Source organism: Pseudomonas sp. Irchel 3F6, from assembly GCF_900187595.1.
Classification (GTDB): domain Bacteria; phylum Pseudomonadota; class Gammaproteobacteria; order Pseudomonadales; family Pseudomonadaceae; genus Aquipseudomonas; species Aquipseudomonas siliginis.
Genome location: NZ_FYDP01000004.1, coordinates 251,204 through 267,301, shown reverse-complemented (window position 1 = coordinate 267,301; position 16,098 = coordinate 251,204). Strand labels below are relative to the sequence as shown.

General features: G+C 61.1%; 14 protein-coding genes. 7 read left to right on the top strand and 7 right to left on the bottom strand.

What is annotated here, in order from left to right:
• Positions 1 to 34 precede the first annotated feature (34 nt).
• Both CKW30_RS15735 and glpT read left to right on the top strand, forming a co-directional pair.
• Positions 35 to 1,012 carry an NADPH:quinone oxidoreductase family protein gene (locus CKW30_RS15735; protein ID WP_041476901.1) on the top strand — a complete coding sequence of 326 codons (978 nt, stop codon included), beginning with the start codon at positions 35 to 37 and terminating at the stop codon, positions 1,010 to 1,012.
• 257 nt (positions 1,013 to 1,269) lie between these two features.
• The gene (gene glpT / locus CKW30_RS15730; RefSeq protein ID WP_024014747.1) at positions 1,270 to 2,619 is read left to right on the top strand and encodes a glycerol-3-phosphate transporter; all 1,350 of its coding nucleotides are present in this window, start codon (positions 1,270 to 1,272) and stop codon (positions 2,617 to 2,619) included.
• On the opposite strand, the gene CKW30_RS15725 is transcribed toward glpT, so the two are convergent.
• From CKW30_RS15725 to CKW30_RS15700, 6 genes are all read right to left on the bottom strand, one after another.
• On the bottom strand, positions 2,595 to 3,263 hold the full coding sequence (locus tag CKW30_RS15725) for a gamma-glutamylcyclotransferase (RefSeq protein WP_024014748.1): 669 nt from the start codon (positions 3,261 to 3,263) through the stop codon (positions 2,595 to 2,597). The two genes, glpT and CKW30_RS15725, sit on opposite strands and share 25 nt — an antisense overlap.
• 184 nt (positions 3,264 to 3,447) lie before the next feature.
• Complete coding sequence (locus CKW30_RS15720) at positions 3,448 to 4,416, bottom strand: CDP-6-deoxy-delta-3,4-glucoseen reductase (protein ID WP_056791686.1); 969 nt, start codon at positions 4,414 to 4,416, stop codon at positions 3,448 to 3,450.
• Complete coding sequence (gene ubiD / locus CKW30_RS15715) at positions 4,416 to 5,882, bottom strand: 4-hydroxy-3-polyprenylbenzoate decarboxylase (protein WP_039757427.1); 1,467 nt, start codon at positions 5,880 to 5,882, stop codon at positions 4,416 to 4,418. The genes CKW30_RS15720 and ubiD overlap by 1 nt, the downstream gene beginning before the upstream one ends.
• 239 nt (positions 5,883 to 6,121) lie before the next feature.
• Complete coding sequence (gene rho, locus CKW30_RS15710; protein WP_003229334.1) at positions 6,122 to 7,381, bottom strand: transcription termination factor Rho; 1,260 nt, start codon at positions 7,379 to 7,381, stop codon at positions 6,122 to 6,124.
• A 248-nt stretch (positions 7,382 to 7,629) separates the two neighbouring features.
• Complete coding sequence (gene trxA / locus CKW30_RS15705; protein ID WP_003206727.1) at positions 7,630 to 7,959, bottom strand: thioredoxin TrxA; 330 nt, start codon at positions 7,957 to 7,959, stop codon at positions 7,630 to 7,632.
• Positions 7,960 to 8,079: 120 nt separating this feature from the next.
• A complete protein-coding gene (locus CKW30_RS15700; protein ID WP_056791723.1) occupies positions 8,080 to 8,787 on the bottom strand; it encodes a FadR/GntR family transcriptional regulator in 708 nt (235 codons plus the stop codon).
• Between the two features lie 256 nt (positions 8,788 to 9,043).
• On the opposite strand from CKW30_RS15700, the gene CKW30_RS15695 reads away from it, so the two are divergent.
• The 5 genes from CKW30_RS15695 to ppx all read left to right on the top strand — a co-directional run bounded on the left by CKW30_RS15695 (position 9,044) and on the right by ppx (position 13,613).
• Positions 9,044 to 9,829 carry a transporter substrate-binding domain-containing protein gene (locus tag CKW30_RS15695; protein ID WP_016772623.1) on the top strand — a complete coding sequence of 262 codons (786 nt, stop codon included), beginning with the start codon at positions 9,044 to 9,046 and terminating at the stop codon, positions 9,827 to 9,829.
• Between the two features lie 21 nt (positions 9,830 to 9,850).
• The gene (locus tag CKW30_RS15690) at positions 9,851 to 10,519 is read left to right on the top strand and encodes an amino acid ABC transporter permease (RefSeq protein ID WP_024014752.1); all 669 of its coding nucleotides are present in this window, start codon (positions 9,851 to 9,853) and stop codon (positions 10,517 to 10,519) included.
• Positions 10,516 to 11,166, top strand: coding sequence for an amino acid ABC transporter permease (locus CKW30_RS15685; protein ID WP_016772621.1), 651 nt, complete (start codon positions 10,516 to 10,518; stop codon positions 11,164 to 11,166). The genes CKW30_RS15690 and CKW30_RS15685 overlap by 4 nt, the downstream gene beginning before the upstream one ends.
• Positions 11,153 to 11,890 (top strand): amino acid ABC transporter ATP-binding protein, encoded by a 738-nt coding sequence (locus CKW30_RS15680; protein WP_007911148.1) that lies wholly within the window; start codon positions 11,153 to 11,155, stop codon positions 11,888 to 11,890. Before CKW30_RS15685 ends, CKW30_RS15680 begins: the two co-directional genes overlap by 14 nt.
• A gap of 220 nt (positions 11,891 to 12,110) precedes the next feature.
• Positions 12,111 to 13,613 carry an exopolyphosphatase gene (gene ppx / locus CKW30_RS15675; protein WP_041476907.1) on the top strand — a complete coding sequence of 501 codons (1,503 nt, stop codon included), beginning with the start codon at positions 12,111 to 12,113 and terminating at the stop codon, positions 13,611 to 13,613.
• Between the two features lie 245 nt (positions 13,614 to 13,858).
• Here the strand turns inward: ppx and ppk1 are convergent, their stop codons facing one another.
• Positions 13,859 to 16,084 (bottom strand): polyphosphate kinase 1, encoded by a 2,226-nt coding sequence (ppk1, locus tag CKW30_RS15670; RefSeq protein WP_095181271.1) that lies wholly within the window; start codon positions 16,082 to 16,084, stop codon positions 13,859 to 13,861.
• Positions 16,085 to 16,098: the final 14 nt, after the last annotated feature.

Here is a 16,098-nt window from a genome sequence, read left to right as displayed (position 1 = left end):
CTTATCGGCCATCACTCCCAAAGGAATAGCCCTGATGAAAGCCGTGCTGTGCAAAGCCTTCGGCCCTGCCGAATCGCTGGTGCTGGAAGACGTCGCCAGCCCTGTCGCGAAGAAGAATGAAATCCTGCTGGACGTGCACGCTGCCGGAGTCAATTTCCCGGACACGCTGATCATCGAGGGCAAATACCAGTTCAAACCGCCCTTCCCGTTTTCGCCAGGCGGTGAAGCGGCGGGCGTGGTGCGCGAAGTCGGGGAAAAGGTCAGCCATCTGAAAGTCGGCGACCGGGTCATGGCGCTGACCGGTTGGGGCAGTTTTGCCGAGCAGGTGGCGGTCCCGGGCTACAACGTCCTGCCGATTCCGCCGTCGATGGACTTCAACATTGCCGCTGCATTCAGCATGACCTACGGCACGTCGATGCACGCGCTCAAGCAACGCGCCAACCTGCAACCGGGCGAAACCCTGCTGGTGCTCGGCGCGTCGGGCGGCGTCGGCCTTGCCGCTGTGGAGATCGGCAAAGCCATGGGCGCCCGCGTGATCGCCGCCGCCAGCAGCGCCGAGAAACTCGCGGTGGCCAAGGCTGCCGGCGCCGATGAGCTGATCAATTACAGCGAAGCCAGCCTCAAGGAGGAGATCAAGCGCCTCACCGACGGCCAGGGCGCCGACGTGATCTACGACCCGGTCGGCGGCGACCTGTTCGACCAAGCCATCCGCGCCATCGCCTGGAACGGCCGCCTGCTGGTTGTCGGCTTCGCCAGCGGACGCATCCCGGAACTGCCGGTCAACCTCGCCCTGCTCAAGGGCGCGGCTGTACTCGGCGTGTTCTGGGGTTCTTTTGCCCAACGCCAGCCCCAGGACAACGCAGCCAACTTCCAGCAGCTGTTCAGCTGGTTTGCCGAGGGCAAACTCAAACCGCTGGTGTCGCAGGTGTATCCGCTGAGCAATGCCGCGCAGGCAATCGATGATCTCGGTCAGCGCAAGGCTGTGGGCAAGGTTGTCGTTCAGGTTCGTTAACAACATGGAGCGATCCGGAGCAACCATCCGGATCGCTTTGGCGTTGAGGTCTGCCTCTCCCATGCGCAAAACCGCAGAAACCCACCCGAGCCACCATTCCCTCAGCGCCGCGTACTTGTCTCAGAGCGACATGTTCAGAAAGGAACGTTCATCTGCCCAAATTTCCGCTGTTTTGCCGACGTGAAGCGATGCTATTTTCGGTAACGAAACTGTAACATTCGCATCCGCAGTCAAAACAAGAAAACTGGAGCTCTTGAATGTTTGCTTTCTTTCGTCCTGCCGCACATCAGGCTCCATTGCCTGAAGAAAAAATAGACAGCACCTACCGCCGCCTGCGCTGGCAGATCTTCGCCGGTATCTTTATCGGCTACGCCGGTTACTACCTGCTGCGCAAGAACTTCTCCCTCGCCATGCCGTACCTGATCGACGAAGGCTACAGCCGTGGCGACCTCGGCCTGGCGATGTCGGCGATCGCCATTGCGTATGGTTTGTCGAAGTTCCTCATGGGCCTGGTGTCCGACCGTTCCAACCCGCGCTTCTTCCTGCCGTTCGGTCTGCTGGTCTCGGCCGGGGTGATGTTCATTTTCGGTTTCGCGCCGTGGGCAACGTCCAGCGTGACGATGATGTTCATCCTCCTGTTCATCAACGGCTGGGCGCAGGGCATGGGCTGGCCGCCGAGCGGGCGGACCATGGTGCACTGGTGGTCGCAGAAGGAACGCGGTGGCGTGGTGTCGGTGTGGAACGTGGCGCATAACGTCGGCGGCGGTCTGATCGGCCCGCTGTTCCTGATCGGCATGGGCCTGTTCAACGACTGGCACGCGGCGTTTTACGTCCCGGCAGCAGTCGCACTGGGCGTAGCGGTATTCGCCTTCATCACCATGCGTGACACTCCGCAATCGGTCGGCCTGCCGCCGATCGAGCAGTACAAAAACGACTACCCGGAAGGCTACGACGCCAGCCACGAAGACGAATTCAGCGCCAAGGAAATCTTCGTCAAATACGTGCTGCGCAACAAAATGCTCTGGTACATCGCTCTGGCCAACGTTTTCGTCTACTTGCTGCGCTACGGCGTGCTGGACTGGGCGCCGACGTACCTGAAGGAAGCCAAGGGCTTCACCGTGGATAAAACCTCGTGGGCCTATTTCTTCTACGAGTGGGCAGGCATTCCGGGCACGCTGCTGTGCGGCTGGATGTCAGACAAGATCTTCCGTGGCAACCGTGGTCTGACCGGCATGGTGTTCATGGCCCTGGTGACTGTTGCGACCCTGGTTTACTGGCTGAATCCGGCCGGCAATCCGATGGTCGACATGATCGCCCTGCTGTCGATCGGCTTCCTGATCTACGGCCCGGTGATGCTGATCGGCCTGCAAGCGCTGGAACTGGCGCCGAAGAAAGCCGCCGGTACTGCAGCGGGCTTCACCGGTCTGTTCGGTTATCTGGGGGGTTCGGTCGCGGCCAGTGCGGCGATGGGCTACACCGTTGACCACTTCGGCTGGGATGGCGGTTTCGTGCTGCTGGTCGGCGCTTGCCTGCTGGCGATGGCCTTCCTTGCGCCAACGCTGTGGCACAAGCAAGTCGCCAGTCAGAGCCGTGAAGCGGTCGCCTGATCGCTGTGTGATTTACAGCGCTTGAGCCGCGCCTCCAGATTTCGATCCGGCATGGCGTGGCTGCGCAGGGCGTGCGCGGTCTGCTCGACATAATCGCGAGTGGTGCCGTAACGCCCGCTGGCGCTGGCGAACACCTGGCTGAGCACATGATCCGGCAAGTTGCCGGCATAGCTCGGCAGGTGGCGCTCCAGAACGAATCCCAAAGCCTGCACCTGAGTGCCATCTTCGAGCCGGCAATTGAGCCAGTGTGGGCGATACGAGGGAAACGGCATCTCGCGTTTCCACAGGGCGTACAGCGCGGTATCGAGATTGTCTTCCGGCAAGCGGTAGGCAAAACCGCTGCATGAACCGCCGCGATCCAGACCGAACACCAGACCGGGCATTTCCGGGGTACCCCGATGCTCGTGGGACCACAGGTACAAGCCGCGATGATAGCCATGCACGCGACCGCGCATGCGCTCAACCGCCGTGCATTCCGGCCGCCAGATCAGCGAGCCATAGGCGAACAGCCACACCGGCCCGCCCTTGTGGCGTGCCATGGTTGATTGCATGGAAGCGAGAAGTTGTTCGTGCGTCAGCTGCGGCCCAAGATCGAGCCGCGGAGGGTAAGCCAGGTTCAGAATTGCGTTTTCAATGGCGCTCATGGCGAATAGCGTTCAGCTCCCCGCGGGTGAAGAATTACTTAATAGAACGCACCGTTGTAACAATAAGGCACATATGTTTTAAGGCAAATTAAGTGCCACTGATTAATTGCCTGATTCATATATAACCTAGCGATATTTACTGTTTAGGGTAAATACCGATCGGCTATATACCAAGTTATAAGTCTCAGGAGCGCGGCGCGTAGGCGAACACATCAGCGCGCATCTGATGCGCATCCATCCCCGCCTCGACCAGCGCGTCCAGCGTGCCGTAAACCATCGCCGGCGAACCGCTGGCATAGACATGCAGCGGCTTCAGATCGGGGAAATCCTCGCAAACCGCTTCGTGCAACATCCCGCAGCGCCCTTCCCAGCCGCACTGGTCGCTGACCACTTTGTGCAGGAACAGATTGGGCAGCTTCAGCCATTCGTCCCAGTGCTCGATCTGATAAAAGTCTTCTGGACGGCGTACGCCCCAATACAGATGCACTGGATGCTTGAAGCCTTCGGCGCGGCAATGTTCGATCAGGCTGTGAATCTGGCCCATGCCGGTGCCGGCGGCGATCAACACCAGCGGACCGTCGGGTAGTTCCGCAAGATGTGTGTCACCGAACGGCAACTCGACACGCACCAGCGGGTTGCGTTGCAGCTGCTCGATCAGGCTCAACGCACTGGTTTCGCGCGCCAGCACATGGATTTCCAGATCACGTCCGCCGTGGGGCGCCGAAGCCATGGAGAACGCCGATTTCTCGCCGTTCTCACGCTCGATCATCAAATATTGCCCGGCGTGATAGCGCGGCGGCTTGCCCGCCGGTGCCCGCAGACGCACGCGCCAGGTGTCGCCGCCGACCTCGCGGCACTCGATGACCTGACACGATAGGCTGCGCACCGGCAATTCACCGAGTGCGAGCACGCCATCCCACAACAGCACGCAGTCTTCCAGCGGTGCGGCGATGCAGGTGTAGAACTCGCCATGGTCGTGGACTTTGCCGGCCTGCTCGACGCGGCCCTCCACCAGCAGCGCTGCACACACGTGGCAATTGCCGTTGCGACAGCTTTGCGGGCAGTCATAGCCCAGACGCCGCGCGCCGTCGAGAATCCGCTCACCGGGCTGTATCTCGAGCACTGCTCCGGAAGGCTGCAGGGTTACACGCATCAATCTATTCCTAACTGATTCCAGATGGCATCGATCCGTTGGGTGACGGCGTCGTCCTTGACGATCACGCGGCCCCATTCGCGGGTGGTTTCGCCCGGCCACTTGTGGGTGGCATCCAGGCCCATTTTCGAGCCCAGGCCGGAAATCGGCGAAGCGAAGTCGAGGTAGTCGATCGGCGTGTTGTCGATCATCACCGTGTCGCGCTTGGGGTCCATGCGCGTGGTGATGGCCCAGATCACGTCGTTCCAGTCGCGGGCGTTGATATCGTCGTCAGTGACGATAACGAACTTGGTGTACATGAACTGTCGCAAAAACGACCAGACGCCGAGCATCACGCGCTTGGCATGCCCCGGATACGACTTCTTCATCGTCACCACGGCCATGCGGTACGAGCAGCCTTCCGGCGGCAGGTAGAAGTCGGTGATCTCAGGGAACTGCTTCTGCAGAATCGGTACGAACACTTCGTTCAGCGCCACGCCGAGAATCGCCGGCTCATCCGGCGGCCGCCCGGTGTAGGTGCTGTGATAGATCGGCTTGATCCGGTGGGTGATGCGCTCGACGGTGAACACCGGGAAGCTGTCGACTTCGTTGTAGTAACCGGTGTGGTCGCCATACGGGCCTTCGTCGGCCATTTCGCCGGGATGAATCACGCCTTCAAGAATGATTTCGGCAGTGGCCGGCACTTGCAGATCGTTGCCACGGCACTTGACCAGTTCGGTACGGTTGCCGCGCAAGAGCCCTGCGAAAGCATATTCGGAGAGGCTGTCCGGCACCGGCGTCACGGCACCGAGAATCGTCGCCGGATCGGCGCCAAGGGCCACGGACACCGGGAACGGCTGGCCCGGGTGCTTCTCGCACCACTCGCGGAAGTCGAGAGCGCCGCCACGATGGCTGAGCCAGCGCATGATCACCTTGTTGCGGCCGATCACTTGCTGGCGGTAGATGCCGAGGTTCTGGCGCTCCTTGTTCGGGCCTTTGGTGACCGTCAGGCCCCAGGTGATCAGCGGGCCAACGTCGCCGGGCCAGCAGGTCTGCACCGGCAACATCGCCAGATCGACGTCGTCGCCTTCGATGACCACTTCCTGACACACCGCGTCTTTGACGACTTTCGGCGCCATCGAAATGATCTTGCGGAAGATCGGCAGTTTCGACCATGCGTCCTTCAAGCCCTTCGGCGGCTCCGGCTCCTTGAGGAAGGCTAGCAGCTTGCCGATCTCGCGCAGCTCGCTGACCGACTCGGCGCCCATGCCCATGGCCACGCGCTCGGGGGTGCCGAACAGATTACCGAGCACCGGAATGTCGTAACCGGTAGGCTTCTCGAACAACAGTGCCGGGCCTTTGGCCCGCAGCGTGCGATCGCACACCTCAGTCATCTCCAGCACCGGCGAGACGGGAATCTGGATGCGTTTCAACTCTCCGCGCTGCTCAAGCTGCTGCACGAAATCCCGAAGATCCTTGAATTTCATTGACGATGGCACCCTCAAAATAGGCGTACATCCTACCTGCTCTGAGGAGCAAACAGCAGCCCGTCATTGCTCGATTGTGGCCCCCGCGCTGCGGCGAAGGCGCAGGCCTCGAACTCGGGAGTGCGCTGCCGACGCCGCAATATCGGCCCATCAACAGATATCCGTGATGGGCGCGAGATTTTTCGGGGCAAAAAAAAACGCCCCCTCGCGGGAGCGTCCTTTGTTGAAACGCCAGCGTATTACTTGCGTTTCATCGACAAGAAGAACTCGTCGTTGGTCTTGGTCGTTTTCAGCTTGTCGACCAGGAACTCGATGGCGGCGACTTCGTCCATCGGGTGCAGCAGCTTGCGCAGAATCCACATGCGCTGCAGTTCGTCGTCGGCGGTCAGCAACTCTTCGCGGCGGGTGCCGGAGCGGTTGATGTTGATGGCCGGGAACACACGCTTCTCGGCGATCTTGCGATCCAGAGGCAGTTCCATGTTGCCGGTACCCTTGAACTCTTCGTAGATCACTTCGTCCATCTTCGAGCCGGTTTCAACCAGCGCGGTGGCGATAATGGTCAGCGAGCCGCCTTCTTCGATGTTACGCGCAGCACCGAAGAAACGCTTCGGCTTCTCCAGAGCATGGGCATCGACACCACCGGTCAATACCTTGCCGGAGCTCGGGATCACGGTGTTGTAGGCACGGGCCAGACGGGTGATGGAGTCGAGCAGGATCACCACGTCTTTCTTGTGCTCGACCAGGCGCTTGGCCTTCTCGATCACCATTTCAGCAACCTGCACGTGACGGGTCGGCGGCTCGTCGAAGGTCGAGGCAACCACTTCGCCGCGCACGGTGCGCTGCATTTCGGTCACTTCTTCCGGACGCTCGTCGATCAACAGCACGATCAGGTGAACTTCAGGATTGTTACGGGCGATGTTCGCTGCGATGTTCTGCAGCATGATCGTTTTACCGGCTTTCGGCGGTGCGACGATCAGGCCACGCTGGCCTTTGCCGATCGGTGCGCACAGGTCGATCACGCGACCGGTGAGGTCTTCGGTGGAACCGTTGCCGGCTTCCATCTTCATGCGCACCGTCGGGAACAGCGGCGTCAGGTTCTCGAAGAGAATCTTGTTTTTCGCGTTCTCCGGACGATCGAAGTTGATCGTGTCGACCTTGAGCAGGGCGAAATACCGCTCGCCTTCCTTCGGAGGGCGGATCTTGCCAACGATGGTGTCACCGGTGCGCAAGTTGAAGCGGCGGATCTGGCTCGGCGAGACGTAGATGTCGTCAGGGCCGGCGAGGTAGGAAGCGTCTGCGGAGCGCAGGAAGCCGAAGCCGTCCTGGAGAATCTCCAGCACGCCATCACCGGAGATTTCCTCGCCGCTTTTCGCGTGCTTTTTGAGCAGGGAGAAAATCACGTCCTGCTTGCGCGAACGGGCCATATTTTCTATGCCCATCTGTTCGGCCAATTCGAGCAGTTCGGTAATCGGCTTTTGCTTGAGTTCAGTCAGATTCATATAGGAATGACGTAATCATTTATGGAGGGGGGGAAATTAAGCTTTTGGCTTAATGAGGCCGCGCCGCGGAGAAGGCGACAGGATCGCGAACTAATTCGAAAAGGAGTGCGTCGGCGACGGCTAGCAGGGGGCATTGGAGAAACCAGTGCGGGGCCGAATGTACCACCTGAGTTTCGGAGCGTCTAGCCCTGAATACGCAAAAAGCCCCGCGATTTGCGGGGCTTTTTTTCAGCGTTTTACTGCGACGCTCAGATGTTGGCGTCGAGGAAAGCCGCCAGCTGCGACTTCGACAGTGCGCCGACCTTGGTCGCTTCAACGTTGCCGTTCTTGAACAGCATCAGCGTCGGGATACCACGCACGCCATGCTTGGCCGGGGTTTCCTGGTTTTCGTCGATGTTCAGTTTGGCGACGGTCAGCTTGCCTTTGTAAGTCTCGGCAATCTCGTCCAGAACCGGTGCGATCATTTTGCAAGGGCCGCACCATTCAGCCCAGTAGTCGACCAGGACAGCGCCTTCGGCCTTGAGTACGTCGGCTTCGAAGCTAGCGTCGCTAACGTGTTTGATCAGATCGCTGCTCATGGAATTCTCCAGGTTGTAAGCAAAAAAACGTGGCCCATCATAGCCGCCCTTCCCTTGTTCAGGAAGCCGCAGATGATTGAGTGTTGCTATGGCCCTTGATGAGTTTGGGTATAGCTCAACTCACGCCGTGGCGGGAGCGATGAAGGCGATTCCGGTGCGCAGGGCGGCGTTGCGCACGTGTTCCTGCATGGCTTTCTGCGCCGCCGCCGAGGCGCGGCGCGCCAGTGCGCGGAGGATCTTGCGGTGTTCCTGCCAGGTTTCCATGGCGCGCTCGGCGCGGATGAACGGCAGTTTCTGGCTCTCGAGAAAGATCTCGGCGCTGGCGGTGAGGATGCTCAGCATCGCCTGATTGCCGCTGGCGAGAAGGATGCGCCGGTGAAATTCGAAGTCGAGTTTCGCCGCTGCCTCAAAGTCGCCGAGCTTCAATTGCTCGCGCATGGCCGCAACGTTGTCTTCCAGCGCATCCAGATCGAACGTGCTCAACGTCACTGCCGCCAAACCTGCTGCAAACCCTTCGAGCGCATAGCGCAATTGAAAGATATCCAGCGGCGATGCCTGCGCCGCAAACGACCAGCCTGGCGCGTTGTCGCCGCGCGACAATTCGACCGGCGACTGCACGAACACGCCCTTGCCCGGCTGAATGCTGACCACGCCCAGTGCACTGAGCGACGACAGCGCTTCACGCAACGATGCTCGACTGACGCCCAGTTGCAGCGCCAGATCCCGTTGCGAAGGCAACGCGTCGCCGGCACCGAAGCCCTGTTCGGTGATCAGTTTGCGGATCGCTTGCAGCGCCACTTCGGGTACGGCGCGGGAGATCGAATTCATGATGTGCGGACGCGTCAGGGCCAAGGTGCGGCTAGTTGTAAAGCTATTCGTCGAGTCCGGCAAGTCGTGCCCCAGCGGGGTTCGGCGCGCACTGCCGATGCGCCATCGCAGTGCGAAAACCGAGTTGACTGTTCAGACCAGTAAGACCGAACCAAGCCGCTGATGCCGCGGCCTGCCGGGGCGAAATCCGCCTGTTGGCACGGCCCATGCTCTGTCCGATCGCAGCAACCACTTCCCGCCGATCCGGAGATTGTCCATGACCCAGCGTTACAGCGCCCTCCTCGCTTCCCTGTTTGCCGGCCTGCTGCTGTGCCAGGCCCCCGCTCACGCCGACGGTCTGGACGACGTGGTCAAACGCGGCACGCTGAAAGTCGCCGTGCCCCAGGACTTCCCGCCGTTCGGCTCGGTCGGCCCGGACATGAAGCCGCGCGGCCTGGATATCGACACGGCGAAGCTGCTCGCTGACCAACTCAAGGTCAAACTCGAACTGACCCCGGTCAACAGCACCAACCGCATCCCGTTCCTCACCACCGGCAAAGTCGATCTGGTGATCTCCAGCCTCGGCAAAAACGCCGAGCGTGAGAAAGTCATCGACTTCTCCCGCGCCTATGCGCCGTTCTACCTCGCCGTGTTCGGTCCGCCAGACGCCGCGATCACCAGCCTCGACGACCTCAAGGGCAAGACCATCAGCGTCACCCGGGGCGCCATCGAAGACATCGAGCTGAGCAAAGTCGCCCCCGAAGGCGTGACCATCAAACGTTTCGAAGACAACAACTCGACCATCGCTGCTTATCTGGCAGGCCAGGTCGATCTGATCGCCAGCGGCAACGTAGTGATGGTGGCCATCAGCGAGAAGAACCCCAAGCGCGTGCCGGCGCTGAAGGTGAAGCTCAAGGATTCCCCGGTCTACGTGGGCGTGAACAAGAACGAAGCGGCGTTGCTGGCCAAGGTCAACGACATCCTCAACACCGCCAAGGCTGACGGCGCGCTGGAAAAGAACTCGCAGACCTGGCTGAAAGAGCCGCTGCCGGCCGATCTCTGATCGACTGCGCGGGAGACGTTCATGGCTTATCAGTTCGATTTTATGCCGGTGGTGGAAAACACCGACCTGCTGCTGCGCGGCGCACTGTTTACCCTTGAGCTGACCGCCATCGGCGCGCTGCTCGGGGTCGGCGTGGGCATTGTCGGCGCGCTGGTGCGAGCGTGGCAGATCCGCCCGTTCTCAGCGATCTTCGGCGTCTACGTCGAGTTGATCCGCAACACGCCGTTTCTGGTGCAACTGTTCTTCATCTTCTTCGGCCTGCCGTCGCTCGGCGTGCAGATTTCCGAGTGGCAGGCGGCAGTGCTGGCGATGGTGATCAACCTTGGCGCCTATTCGACCGAGATCATCCGCGCCGGCATCCAGGCGATTCCGCGCGGGCAACTGGAAGCGGCTGCGGCACTGGCGATGACGCGCTTCGAAGCGTTCCGCCACGTCGTCCTGCTGCCGGCGCTGGGCAAGGTCTGGCCGGCGCTGAGCAGCCAGATCATCATCGTCATGCTCGGTTCGGCGGTGTGTTCGCAGATCGCCACGGAAGAATTGAGCTTCGCCGCCAACTTCATTCAGTCGCGCAACTTCCGCGCCTTTGAAACCTACGCGCTGACCACCCTGATCTACCTGTGCATGGCGCTGCTGATCCGCCAATTGCTCAACTGGTTTGGCCGGCGGTTCATTGCGAGGAGCAGCCAATGAGCGATTTCACTTTCTGGGACATCCTGCGCAACCTGCTCACCGGCCTGCAATGGACCCTGGCGCTGTCACTGGTGGCGTTCATTGGCGGCGGCCTCGTCGGCCTGCTGATTCTGGTGATGCGCATCTCCAAGAACACGCTGCCCAGCAGCATCGCCCGCACCTGGATCGAGCTGTTTCAGGGCACGCCCCTGTTGATGCAACTGTTTCTGGTGTTCTTCGGCGTGGCGCTGGCCGGGATCGAGATTTCGCCGTGGATGGCCGCCGCGATCGCTTTGACCTTGTTCACCAGCGCCTATCTGGCGGAGATCTGGCGCGGCTGCGTAGAGGCCATTCCCCACGGTCAGTGGGAAGCCTCGTCGAGCCTGGCGCTCAATCCGCTTGAGCAGTTGCGCTACGTGATCCTGCCGCAAGCGCTGCGCATCGCCGTGGCGCCGACCGTGGGCTTCTCGGTGCAAGTGGTCAAAGGCACAGCGGTGACTTCGATCATCGGCTTCACCGAACTGACCAAGACCGGCGGCATGCTCGCCAATGCCACGTTCGAACCGTTCATGGTCTACGGCCTCGTCGCCCTCGGCTACTTCCTGCTCTGCTACCCCTTGTCCCTCAGTGCGCGCTACCTGGAAAGGAGACTGCATGCCTCTGCTTAGAATTTCCGCCCTGCATAAATACTACGGCGATCACCACGTGCTCAAAGGCATCGACCTCAGCGTCGAGGAAGGCCAGGTCGTGGCGATCATCGGCCGCAGCGGCTCGGGCAAATCGACTCTGTTGCGCACACTCAACGGCCTGGAGTCGATCAACGACGGCGTGATCGAAGTCGACGGCGAATACCTCGACGCCGCCCGCGCTGATCTGCGCAGCCTGCGACAGAAGGTTGGCATGGTCTTCCAGCAGTTCAACCTGTTCCCGCACCTGACCGTCGGGGAGAACGTCATGCTCGCGCCGCAAGTGGTGCAGAAAGTACCCAAGGCCAAGGCAGCCGAACTGGCGCGCGAAATGCTCGAGCGAGTCGGGCTCGGGGAGAAATTCGATGCCTTCCCGGACCGTTTGTCCGGTGGTCAGCAGCAACGGGTGGCGATCGCCCGGGCTTTGGCGATGTCGCCGAAGGTGCTGCTGTGCGATGAAATCACCTCGGCGCTGGACCCGGAACTGGTCAATGAAGTGCTCAGCGTGGTGCGGCAATTGGCCAAGGAAGGCATGACGCTGATCATGGTCACCCACGAGATGCGCTTTGCCCGGGAGGTGGGCGACAAACTGGTGTTCATGCACCATGGCAAGGTGCATGAGGTGGGCGATCCAAAGGTGTTGTTTGCCAATCCGCAGACGGCCGAGCTGGCGAACTTTATTGGCACGGTGGAAGCGACAGCCTGAAGCAGCCTCATCCTGATCGTTCCCACGCTCCGCGTGGGAATGCAGCCAGGGACGCTCCGCGTCCCAAAAGCGGACGCAGAGCGTCCGGTGAGGCATTCCCACGCGGAGCGTGGGAACGATCAGGTTCGGGGTGCGCGCTCCGGCGGTTTGAGCCATGCGCGTTGGCGCCAGCGTTTGATCGTGGCACGATGTCGGGGTTATCGACCGAGACCCCCTGACCATGCCGCAATCCCAAGCCAAGAATCTGTCCCTGATCGCCGCAATCGACCTGGGCTCCAACAGCTTTCACATGGTCGTGGCCAAGGCCCAGAACGGCGAAATCCGCATCCTCGAGCGCCTCGGCGAGAAGGTGCAACTGGCCGCCGGCATCGACGACGCGCGCCAGCTCAACGAAGAATCGATGCAGCGCGGCCTCGATTGCCTCAAGCGCTTTGCCCAACTGATCAACGGTATGCCGCTCGGCGCCGTGCGCATCGTCGGCACCAACGCCCTGCGTGAAGCGCGCAACCGTGGCGAGTTCATCCGCCGCGCCGAGGAAATCCTCGGCCACACGGTTGAAGTCATCTCCGGCCGTGAAGAAGCGCGCCTGATCTATCTCGGCGTTTCGCACACACTCGCCGACACCCCGGGCAAACGTTTGGTCGCCGACATCGGCGGCGGCAGCACCGAATTCATCATCGGCCAGCGCTTCGAGCCTTTATTGCGCGAAAGCCTGCAAATGGGCTGCGTGAGTTTCACTCAGCGTTATTTCAAGGACGGCAAGATCACCCCGGCCCGCTACGCCCAGGCCTACACGGCGGCGCGCCTGGAGATCATGAGCATCGAGCACGCCCTGCATCGCCTGACCTGGGATGAAGCCATCGGCTCCTCCGGTACGATTCGCGCCATCGGCCTGGCCCTGAAGGCCGGCGGCCACGGCAGCGGCGAGGTCAACGCCGAAGGCCTGGCGTGGCTCAAGCGCAAACTGTTCAAGCTGGGCGACGCCGACAAGATCGATTTCGAAGGCATCAAGCCTGACCGCCGGGCGATCTTCCCGGCGGGCCTGGCGATTCTCGAAGCGATCTTCGACGCCCTCGAACTGCAACGCATGGATCATTGTGAAGGCGCGCTGCGTGAAGGTGTGCTCTACGACCTGCTCGGCCGCCATCATCACGAAGACGTGCGCGAACGCACCCTGACCTCGCTGATGGAGCGCTATCACGTCGATCTTGAACAGGCAGCGCGGGTCGAGCGCAAGGCCCTGCACGCCTTCGATCAGGTCGCCGTGGACTGGGAACTGGATGACGGCATCTGGCGCGAACTGCTCGGCTGGGCGGCGAAAGTGCACGAAGTCGGCCTCGACATCGCTCACTATCACTACCACAAGCATGGCGCCTACCTGATCGAGCACTCCGACCTGGCTGGCTTCTCCCGCGAGGATCAGCAGATGCTCGCGCTATTGGTGCGTGGGCATCGGCGCAATATTCCCAAGGACAAATTCGCCGAATTCGGCGATGACGGCATCAAACTGATTCGCCTGTGCGTGCTGCTGCGGTTTGCGATTCTGTTCCATCACATTCGCGGGACCCAGGCGATGCCACAGGTGGCGCTGCATGCCAATGGCGATCATCTCGACGTGGAATTCCCGGAGAACTGGCTGGATGAAAATCAGCTGACCCAGGCGGATTTCGGCCTCGAAGCGGATTGGCTGACGCGGGTTGGAATTGTCCTCACGGTGCACTGAGTAACTGGCTGGCACAAAAAAGGCGATCCGTTAGGATCGCCTTTTTATTGGGTTTGGCTTGAGAGCGGCGGTGTAGCTCTCCCCTCACCCCAGCCCTCTCCCGAGGGAGAGGGAGCCGATTTGTACTAGCGTTGAGGCCAGAGTTCGATCAGGTATTTCAGGTCAGTGTATGACGCAAGACACCTCGGTCAGTCCCCTCTCCCTCCGGGAGAGGGTTAGGGTGAGGGGCTTTTGACCTTCGGCACTTAACTGCTGACAGGCAATATCGGGCTGCCCAGCCGCTCCAGCAACGTCGCCTGGGCACTGCGCGGGTTCTGGTTGCCAGTGGGTGTGTTGCGGATGTAGCGGCCGTCCGACTGCAAACTCCAGCTGTGGGTGTTGTCGGTCAGGTACAGCTCCAGCTCCTTCTTGACCCGAGTCAGCAGCTTCTTGCCTTCCACCGGGAAGCAAGTCTCGACGCGCTTGTCGAGGTTGCGCTCCATCCAGTCGGCGCTGGAAAGGAACATCTGCTCGTCGCCGCCGTTGAGGAAGTAGAACACCCGCGTGTGCTCAAGGAAGCGGCCAATGATCGAGCGCACATGAATGTTGTGCGAGACCCCGGCGATGCCCGGACGCAGGCAGCACATGCCGCGCACCACCAGATCGATGCGCACGCCGGACTGGCTGGCCTTGTACAGCGCGCGGATGATCTTCGGATCGGTCAGCGAGTTGAACTTGGCGATGATGTGCGCCGGTTTGCCTTCGAGGGCAAACTGGGTTTCGCGGGCAATCATGTCGAGCATGCCCTTCTTCAGGGTGAACGGCGCATGCAGCAGCTTTTTCATGCGCAGCGTCTTGCCCATGCCGATCAACTGGCTGAACAGTTTGCCGACGTCTTCACACAAAGCGTCGTCGGAGGTCAGCAGGCTGTAGTCGGTGTAGAGCTTGGCGTTGCCGGCGTGATAGTTACCGGTGCCGAGGTGCGCGTAGCGGACGATTTCGCCAGCCTCACGGCGCAGGATCAGCATCATCTTGGCGTGGGTCTTGAAGCCGACCACGCCGTAGATCACCACTGCGCCCGCCGCTTGCAGACGGCTGGCAAGCTGCAGGTTGGATTCTTCGTCGAAGCGCGCGCGCAGCTCGATCACCGCCGTGACTTCCTTGCCGTTACGCGCGGCGTCGACCAGCGCATCGACGATCTCCGAGTTGGCGCCGGAGCGGTACAGGGTCTGGCGAACCGCGAGCACGTGCGGGTCTTTCGCGGCCTGACGCAGCAGGTCGACCACCGGCGTGAACGACTCGAACGGGTGCAGCAGGAGGATGTCCTGCTTGCTGACCACACTGAAGATGTTTTCGCTGTTCTGCAGCAGTTTCGGGATCTGCGGGGTGAACGGCGTGTATTGCAGCTCCGGATGACTATCGAGGCCAGTGATGCTGAACAGACGCGTCAGGTTGACCGGGCCGTTGACCTGATACAGCTCGGTCTCGCTCAGGTTGAACTGCTTGAGCAGGTAGTCCGAGAGGTGTTTCGGGCAGGTGTCGGCAACTTCCAGACGCACCGCGTCACCGTAACGCCGCGAGAACAACTCGCCACGCAGGGCGCGGGCCAGGTCTTCGACGTCTTCGGAATCGAGCGCCAGGTCGGCGTTTCGGGTCAGACGGAACTGGTAGCAGCCTTTGACCTTCATGCCCTGGAACAGGTCATCGGCGTGGGCGTGGATCATCGACGACAGGAACACATAGTTGTCGCCGGCGCCGCCGACTTCTTCCGGCACCTTGATGATCCGCGGCAGCAGACGTGGCGCCGGAATGATCGCCAGACCGGAGTCGCGCCCGAAGGCGTCGATGCCTTCGAGCTCGACGATGAAGTTCAGGCTCTTGTTCACCAGCAGCGGGAACGGGTGCGTCGGGTCGAGGCCGATCGGGGTGATGATCGGCGCGATCTCGTCGCGGAAATAGCGGCGTACCCAAGTCTTGAGCTTGGTTGTCCAGTTGCGCCGACGGATGAAGCGCACCTGATGCTTTTCCAGCTCCGGCAGGAGGATGTCGTTAAGGATCGCGTACTGGCGGTCGACGTGACCGTGGACCAGCTCGCTGATCCGCGCCAGCGCCTGATGCGGCTGTAAGCCGTCAGCACCGGCCTGTTCACGGGCGAAGGTGATCTGCTTTTTCAGCCCGGCGACCCGGATCTCGAAGAATTCGTCGAGGTTGCTGGAGAAGATCAGCAGGAACTTCAGCCGCTCCAGCAACGGGTAGGACTCGTCCAGCGCCTGTTCCAGCACGCGGATGTTGAACTGCAATTGCGAAAGCTCGCGGTGGATGTACAGGCTGCTGTCATCCAGGCCGGGAATGGTGATCGCCGGCACCGCCACAGCGGTTTCGGCAACCGGCGCGGGTGGCGCAGGCTCCAGTTCCGGCGGGGTTTCGGTGATTTGCTCGACCACCGGCTGAGCTTCTTTTACGGCAACTTCAGTGAGTCCTTCGGTATTCATGGAATGTTCCTGGG

Bases quoted from the DNA above. Each gene is read 5' to 3' on its own strand.
- glpT (WP_024014747.1), top strand. From the start codon at position 1,270: ATGTTTGCTTTCTTTCGTCCTGCCGCACATCAGGCTCCATTGCCTGAA.
- CKW30_RS15720 (WP_056791686.1), bottom strand. From the start codon at position 4,416: ATGCGTGTAACCCTGCAGCCTTCCGGAGCAGTGCTCGAGATACAGCCC.
- CKW30_RS15680 (WP_007911148.1), top strand. From the start codon at position 11,153: ATGCCTCTGCTTAGAATTTCCGCCCTGCATAAATACTACGGCGATCAC.
- CKW30_RS15725 (WP_024014748.1), bottom strand. From the start codon at position 3,263: ATGAGCGCCATTGAAAACGCAATTCTGAACCTGGCTTACCCTCCGCGG.
- rho (WP_003229334.1), bottom strand. From the start codon at position 7,381: ATGAATCTGACTGAACTCAAGCAAAAGCCGATTACCGAACTGCTCGAA.
- CKW30_RS15700 (WP_056791723.1), bottom strand. From the start codon at position 8,787: ATGAATTCGATCTCCCGCGCCGTACCCGAAGTGGCGCTGCAAGCGATC.
- ppx (WP_041476907.1), top strand. From the start codon at position 12,111: ATGCCGCAATCCCAAGCCAAGAATCTGTCCCTGATCGCCGCAATCGAC.
- CKW30_RS15685 (WP_016772621.1), top strand. From the start codon at position 10,516: ATGAGCGATTTCACTTTCTGGGACATCCTGCGCAACCTGCTCACCGGC.
- CKW30_RS15690 (WP_024014752.1), top strand. From the start codon at position 9,851: ATGGCTTATCAGTTCGATTTTATGCCGGTGGTGGAAAACACCGACCTG.
- ppk1 (WP_095181271.1), bottom strand. From the start codon at position 16,084: ATGAATACCGAAGGACTCACTGAAGTTGCCGTAAAAGAAGCTCAGCCG.
- ubiD (WP_039757427.1), bottom strand. From the start codon at position 5,882: ATGAAATTCAAGGATCTTCGGGATTTCGTGCAGCAGCTTGAGCAGCGC.
- CKW30_RS15735 (WP_041476901.1), top strand. From the start codon at position 35: ATGAAAGCCGTGCTGTGCAAAGCCTTCGGCCCTGCCGAATCGCTGGTG.
- CKW30_RS15695 (WP_016772623.1), top strand. From the start codon at position 9,044: ATGACCCAGCGTTACAGCGCCCTCCTCGCTTCCCTGTTTGCCGGCCTG.
- trxA (WP_003206727.1), bottom strand. From the start codon at position 7,959: ATGAGCAGCGATCTGATCAAACACGTTAGCGACGCTAGCTTCGAAGCC.